General features: G+C 41.2%; 6 protein-coding genes and 1 pseudogene. 5 read left to right on the top strand and 2 right to left on the bottom strand.

The features are described from left to right. Window positions 1-191: hypothetical protein (locus tag A136_RS13890; protein WP_017063127.1), on the bottom strand; the 191-nt coding region annotated here is incomplete at its 3' end. Between the two features lie 457 nt (window positions 192-648). After that, window positions 649-1,773 (bottom strand): LPS O-antigen chain length determinant protein WzzB, encoded by a 1,125-nt coding sequence (locus A136_RS13885; protein WP_029235106.1) that lies wholly within the window; start codon window positions 1,771-1,773, stop codon window positions 649-651. Between the two features lie 163 nt (window positions 1,774-1,936). Between A136_RS13885 and A136_RS23055 the strand changes: the two are divergent. The 5 genes and pseudogenes from A136_RS23055 to A136_RS13865 form a co-directional block, all read left to right on the top strand. After that, a pseudogene (locus A136_RS23055) lies at window positions 1,937-2,177 on the top strand (MATE family efflux transporter); the annotation flags it as partial. Window positions 2,178-2,494: 317 nt separating this feature from the next. Then, on the top strand, window positions 2,495-3,556 hold the full coding sequence (gene wecA, locus A136_RS13880; protein WP_017063125.1) for a UDP-N-acetylglucosamine--undecaprenyl-phosphate N-acetylglucosaminephosphotransferase: 1,062 nt from the start codon (window positions 2,495-2,497) through the stop codon (window positions 3,554-3,556). A 380-nt stretch (window positions 3,557-3,936) separates the two neighbouring features. Continuing rightward, window positions 3,937-4,254 carry an IS66 family insertion sequence element accessory protein TnpA gene (tnpA, locus tag A136_RS13875; protein WP_017063124.1) on the top strand — a complete coding sequence of 106 codons (318 nt, stop codon included), beginning with the start codon at window positions 3,937-3,939 and terminating at the stop codon, window positions 4,252-4,254. After that, window positions 4,251-4,604: an IS66 family insertion sequence element accessory protein TnpB gene (tnpB, locus tag A136_RS13870; RefSeq protein ID WP_017063123.1), complete on the top strand. Its 354-nt coding sequence runs from the start codon at window positions 4,251-4,253 to the stop codon at window positions 4,602-4,604. Before tnpA ends, tnpB begins: the two co-directional genes overlap by 4 nt. 59 nt (window positions 4,605-4,663) lie before the next feature. Further along, on the top strand, window positions 4,664-5,335 hold a 672-nt coding region (locus tag A136_RS13865), incomplete at its 3' end, for an IS66 family transposase (protein ID WP_017063122.1).

The raw sequence follows: 5,335 nt of genomic DNA, 5'->3' as shown, positions 1-5,335 counted from the left end.
GCTACTGCTGCCGCTGCTGCTACTGCTGCTGTCGCAACTGCAACGGTTGTTGCTGTGCCAGCTGCTGCTGCAGATGCACCAGTGCCTGCTGCTGTACCAGTACTTGAACCAGCTGCCGCTGTTTCTTCTGCTGCGAATGCAGCACCTGAGAAGCTAACTGCTAATGCAGCTGCTAGAGCCATCTTTTTCATAATGATTTCCATTAATATAAACGTTTATATGTAGAGGGTAAGTTTTACACCCTCAATCAGTTGCTCAGCTTAAACAACTGATTGATCATCATAGATAATAACCACAATCAAGTAAATGGATAAATCATAAGCAATACCTTATAAAGCATTATTTAGGAAATAGCGTCACATAAAGAGGACCTTCGAGGGTATTTATAGCACTATAAAACACATTGGTACAAGACAGAAACTAGAGCAGAGTAGAATGCCATACTAAAATAAACTAAGAGCATAAGTTCACTATTGAGCTTATAAAATAAACCGCAGCCAACTGTTTGCTATTAGTGAGTAACTAGACTCTGTAGCCAGAGCCTTTACCTAATACGGTTTGAGTAATGTTTGGAGGTCAGTCTGGCATTCTATGTGTAAAGGGTAGAAAAGATGGCTAGTGTATATAGACACCAGCCATTAAAGCTAATTAATCTTCTTTTCTAAATAAAAACCGAATTAAAACTACCGAAAAGCCCAACATACCACCGAATAATGTACCAAGAACAATAATCAAAGCACGCTTAGGTTTATCTCGAGTTATCGGCTGCTCAACATTTTCTAGGTAACGGAACGTTTGAAAATCAACAGAACGGTCAATTTCAAGGTTATTAAGCATATCCAACTTTGCGTCAATCTGCTGAAGACGAGGTTCAATGACACTCAGATTTTTAACAGATTCTAAAGCCTTGATTTTTGCATCTAAACCCTTAGCACCTAAATCAATACTAAACAGCTCCTTTTCATTACCGGTTTGGATTGGTCTATCGACGCCTGCAGACTTAGCAATTTGGGAAGCGTATTTTGCTCGCTCAGTTTCGACCAATAATTGATTGCTTGCCTGACTTTCTAAGATTCTTTTCTGTTGAATCAACTCATTTTTTTTGCCACTAACTACGGCATATAAATTATTGAACGCATCTTGATGCACTTTTGATTCTGTAGCCAAAACGTAATCTGTTAATAGATTGAAACTACTCTCTTTGGTTGTTGTTTGAAAAGTAATGATATACGGTGACCTAGGGTCATTCCTATCAACTTTAGAGGCGGAGACTCTATCGAACCATTTATTATATAACACTCTAGTTTCATCGGTACTACTCTCAGAGCTACTGCTAAATACAGAATCTTTAAACTCTTGGAATTCGGTACTTTCATCTAAGAAAGCTTTCTTATTGTTAGTTGAGTTAAATGCATTTACAAAGCGTTGGAATAACACCTCTGAACTCACTAAACGATTAAGTTCGTTGCTAACAAGGACCGTGCCATCTTCTTGATAGAGATCAAAAACAGGTTGAAACTGCTTCACTTGGCGTTGATACGCAGCCAAATTTTGAGGTTGAGGCTCTGTGATCTTTGCATTAGAAGACCACCATTCTTGAGACAGAAAAGCCAAACCAATACTACTAACAAAAAATAAAGCAGTAACCAATATCACAATTAATTTTCCGTCCCACAGGGCTCCAAACAGCTCCCTCATATTAACGTCATCATTCGTTGCGTACATTGGTGAATTTTGCGGGGAGTACGATTGTGGTTGCGTCTGCTGCTTCACTGTAAGTCTCTCAAAACATCTGAATTTAATAACGGCAGGATGCTATCACACCGTATGCTTTTAATCTTGTGTGGTTTGTAAACGTTATGAAAACGGTTTTCAGACTACTCACAATTGACTGTATTCTAATTCAATCGGCACTTTGCATGCAAGATAGCCACAGGCTGTTAACTTAACTTTCCCAGTAACCTTCGCCATCAACTGTATCTGTATGGGCATCAGTTTAGGGTTTTCTACGTATATTAGGCGGTTGCTCGCCTAGGGTAGTGGACAAGATGCCGATCGTTTTACTCTCCATGGATTACTGCTTGCGGTGATGCTTGTTGGTTTTGCATCAACACTCGGGCTGATTTTTAGCAATACCGCGGCTTGTTATACCAATGGCAAGTAGCAGTGCCATTCGAAGGATTGTTGAACGACTTCCTAGCTAGCATAATACTGAACTCGTTCAATTCAAAAAAACGGTGTTAAAAAATTCGCGCAATATTTGCTCCAGTTTACAGTCAAAACTGGAATTCAAGATCAAGAAACGTCCTAGATGAAAGGAGCGAGTATGAAAAATACGGTTTACATTCACCTCATAAAAAGGCTTACCAGTTATGGGGGGAGTTCCAATTAGAGCTTAACTGCGATAGAGAAAGATCACGTAGATCATTCCCCCTTCTTTTATCTAGCAGCCAAATACACTAAAATAGTTCCAAATACATTATTAGGCTGAATCGTGCTCATTTCATTTATTGACCTCTCTTTCCTGTTTTTCTTTTCCCTTGCAACAACTTTTACAATGCGTAAATTTGCAAAAAAAATAGGGTTAGTCGACAAGCCAAATGCTCGTAAGTTGCACAATGGTGCTATTCCCTTAGTTGGTGGGCTATCCATTTGTATCTCTATACTTTATTTCTTATTCAATAACCCAACCATTCTACCGTATACCGAGCTATACGCCGCGTGTATCTTCATACTTGTTAGCGTTGGAGTTTTGGATGATAAATACGACATCAGCTTTAAATTAAGGTTTGCAGTGCAAGCAGGTCTTTCTATCGTTATGATGATTGTTGGCGGTATTGAACTTAGTACTATAGGAGATGTATTTGGTAGCGGTGATGTCATTACACTAGGTTGGTTTGGTTACTTTGTAACCATGATTGCGGTCGTGGGAGCGATCAATGCATTCAATATGGTCGACGGAATTGATGGCCTGCTGGGCGGGTTATCTATCGTAACCTTTGGTGGGTTAGGAATAATGCTTAACCATGATGGTCAATCGAGTTTAGCCTACATTTGTTTAGTATTGGTCGTTGTGATTATTCCGTATATCCTGTTAAACCTTGGTGCCTTTGGCCGAAAAAGAAAGGTGTTTATGGGGGACGCTGGGAGTATGTTGATTGGTTTTACTGTTATCTGGCTATTGCTGCTATCTAGTCAAAATGGAAGCACTCCACCACTGCGTCCAGTTACCGCGTTATGGCTAATTGCAGTGCCGTTGATGGACATGGCTGCTATTATGATTCGTAGAATAAGAAGAGGAGACTCTCCTTTTAAGCCTGATCGTGAACATTTACATCACATTTTCCAACGTCTAGGTTTAAGCTCAACACAAACACTTATCGTTATTTGTAGTATTGCAACTCTCTACGCGGCAGTCGGAATTTCTGGTGAAATACTAAACACCCCAGAATATGTCATGTTCTACGCTTTTGTAATTTGCTTTACAATCTATCTTGCGCTTCTAAGTAATGTCTGGAAGATTCTATCCTATCTTAGAACGAAATGTGCCAAATGACAATTGCTCCTAATTCAAGTTACTGCTGTTTAGTATTTATCTAAAATAATATCGAAATGCATATTATTGCCCAAGGGTTAATATGCATATAGTTACCTCTTGGACAATGATATATTCTAAAAAACTCATTTTAATCGAGTTAATTCATGCCTAGGCATGCAGCTAGGTTCCCTCCTGGCTTTTATCGTACAGCACCCTTTATAAACCAAAGTGATTAGCACTTAAACAAACCAAAGAACTGAAATTTTGAAACTAATAAGTCTCAATCCACATCCTCCCAAGAAAAGCAGATAGATGACAGTAAGCGTGTCACGAACCCCGCATTCTAATCCTTCAGCACGAAGAATAAGATCAACTCTCCAACCCAAAGGAGAGTTGAAATGGCAAAACGACGTACCAACCTAGAATGGCAATCACTGTTTGAGCAATATGAAAGCAGCAGTGTTACCCAACGTGCTTTTTGTGAAGAGCATGGACTGAGTTTATCCACGTTCTTTGCCAAACGGCGTCAACTCCAAACAGCAACCCCATCGGAATCTGTCGGATTTATTAAAGCTGAAATCGTTGAAAAGACAACCAAGTATCAGGCCCAGATAGCTACGGCTAACATGACACTTCTCATCAATGATGTGGAGCTGAGCATTCCTCAAGGTACGCCAGCCACCTATCTTGCTGAACTCATTGGAGCTTTGTCATGAAAGGTATGCTCAGCGCTCCAGACATTTACCTTTATCGTGAAAGCGTCGATTTTAGAAAGTCCATCAACGGCCTTGCAGCGATTATCGAAAATGATACTGACTTGCCTCTTGGCAGCGGTGCGCTGTTCCTGTTTACCAATAAACAGCGCGATAAGATTAAAGTGTTGTACTGGGATAAAACAGGCTTCGCCCTCTGGTATAAACGCCTTGAAAAAGCCAAGTATAAGTGGCCTTCAAAAGAGAAAAATCAGGTGTTTACCCTCACTCAATTTGAGCTTGATAGACTGCTTTCAGGCTTTACAATTATCGGCCACGAACCCATCAATATAAACGATTTCACAATGAGTTAATCGAGAATAAAGCCTTATTCACCAAGCGTTAACGGCACGATTTTAGTATAATCAATGCTATGAAAAAGACGCCAAATATCAACCCAGAAAGCCAAGATGTTGCCGAGCTACAAGCGATGGTAGCTGCTCTGATGTCGGAGAAAAATGAGTGGAAACAAGAGCGCCAATCGCTGCTTGAACAACTCAAACTCGCCTTCGACCGTCAGTTCGCGAAACGCTCGGAGGCATTAAAGCCTTACGATGAATCACAAGGTGACCTCTTCAACGAAGCGGAGTGTGAAGCCGTTAAAGAAGACGAGGTTGAGGTGACAACCACGACCACAACGAAAAAGCGCGGTAAACGTAAACCTCTGCCTAAGACCTTGCCTCGTGAGGTTATCGAACTTGATGTAGACGACCATGAAAAGCAGTGCGCTTGCTGCAATCATAGCCTGCATAAAATCGGTGAAGACCGCAGCGAGAAGCTAGAGTTCACGCCAGCGGTACTCAAAGTGTTGGAATATGTTCGTCCTAAGTACGCTTGCCGCCAGTGCGAGAAAACAGGCGACAGCAGCCGAATCGTTCAGAAGCCATCCCCTCAGAGCCTCATCCCTAAAAGCTTCGCCACAGAAAGTTTGCTGACCAACATCATTCTTGGAAAATACCAATACGCGATGCCACTTTATCGTCAAGAATCGCTGTTTACCCAGTCGGGTATCGAGCTATCACGCACCACCATGGCTAGGTGGGTC

It is taken from the genome of Vibrio crassostreae 9ZC13 (assembly GCF_000272045.2).
Lineage (GTDB): Bacteria > Pseudomonadota > Gammaproteobacteria > Enterobacterales > Vibrionaceae > Vibrio > Vibrio crassostreae_C.
Note: the sequence above shows the minus strand (reverse complement) of the source record. Positions and strands in the feature narration are given on the sequence as shown.

Excerpts from the sequence above, each read along its gene's own strand:
- tnpA (WP_017063124.1), top strand. The coding sequence starts at position 3,937 with ATGGCAAAACGACGTACCAACCTAGAATGGCAATCACTGTTTGAGCAA.
- tnpB (WP_017063123.1), top strand. The coding sequence starts at position 4,251 with ATGAAAGGTATGCTCAGCGCTCCAGACATTTACCTTTATCGTGAAAGC.